Origin of the sequence: Methylobacterium sp. B1, from assembly GCF_000333255.1 — a bacterium.
Lineage (GTDB): Bacteria > Pseudomonadota > Alphaproteobacteria > Rhizobiales > Beijerinckiaceae > Methylobacterium > Methylobacterium fujisawaense.
The window spans coordinates 1-868 of sequence record NZ_BACT01000696.1 but is presented as its reverse complement, the minus strand read 5'-3'; the positions used below and the strand labels follow the sequence as shown (position 1 = coordinate 868).

At 72.7% G+C, this 868-nt stretch carries 1 protein-coding gene; it reads left to right on the top strand.

Features of this window, described 5'->3' with window-relative positions; genetic code table 11:
• Window positions 1–868, top strand: an 868-nt coding sequence (locus I53_RS20535; protein ID WP_043354129.1) for an ABC transporter ATP-binding protein, incomplete at both ends; no start/stop codon positions are given.

Genomic DNA, 868 nt, shown 5'->3' with positions numbered 1-868 from the left:
AGACGGACCGGCGGGTGATCGGCGCGCTGACGCCCGCCACGGTGCTCGCCTCGCGGGCGAGTTCGGCGCTCGCGGTGATCGCCTTCCTGATGGCCTACGCGCCGCAGCTCGCGCTGATCCTCGGGGGCGGTTTCGGCGGACTCTATGTCGGGATCTACCTCGTGATGCGCGCCCGGCTCGCCCGGCTGGGCAGCCGCACCGTCGCCGACAACGAGGCCCGCTTCCGGATCGTGCAGGAGACCTTCGGGGCGCTCACCGAGCTGAAGCTCTACGGGCGCGCGGAGGCGTTCGCCTCTCGGTTCGACGCCCCGGCCCGGGCCTACGCCCTCGCCACCGCGGCGAGCCAGCTCACCGGCCAGATGCCGCGCTTCGTCATCGAGGCCCTGGCTTTCGGCGGGGTGATCGTGGTGGTGCTGTTCGCGCTCGCCCAGGGGCTCGACGTCGCCGGGATCCTGCCGCTCCTCGGCCTGTTCGCCTTTGCGGGCTACCGCATGCTGCCGGCCTTCCAGAACATCTTCACCTCGGTGGCGCTGATGCGCTTCACCCTGCCGGCGGTGCGGGTCATCGTCGACGAGCTCGCCGACGAGCGGGAGCCCCTGCCCCGCACCGCGGACAGGCTGCCCTTCGCCCGGGCGATCCGGCTCGAGGGTCTCGGCTTCGATTACGGCACCGGGCGTCCGGCCCTCGCCGGGATCGACCTGACGATCCCGGTCAACACCACGGTCGGCCTCGCCGGGCGCACCGGCTCGGGCAAGTCGACGCTCGCCGGACTGATCCTCGGCGTCCTGAGCCCGACCGCCGGGCAGATCACCGTGGACGGCCGCCCCCTCGATGCCGGGACCCTGCCCGCTTGGCAGAATCGGATCGG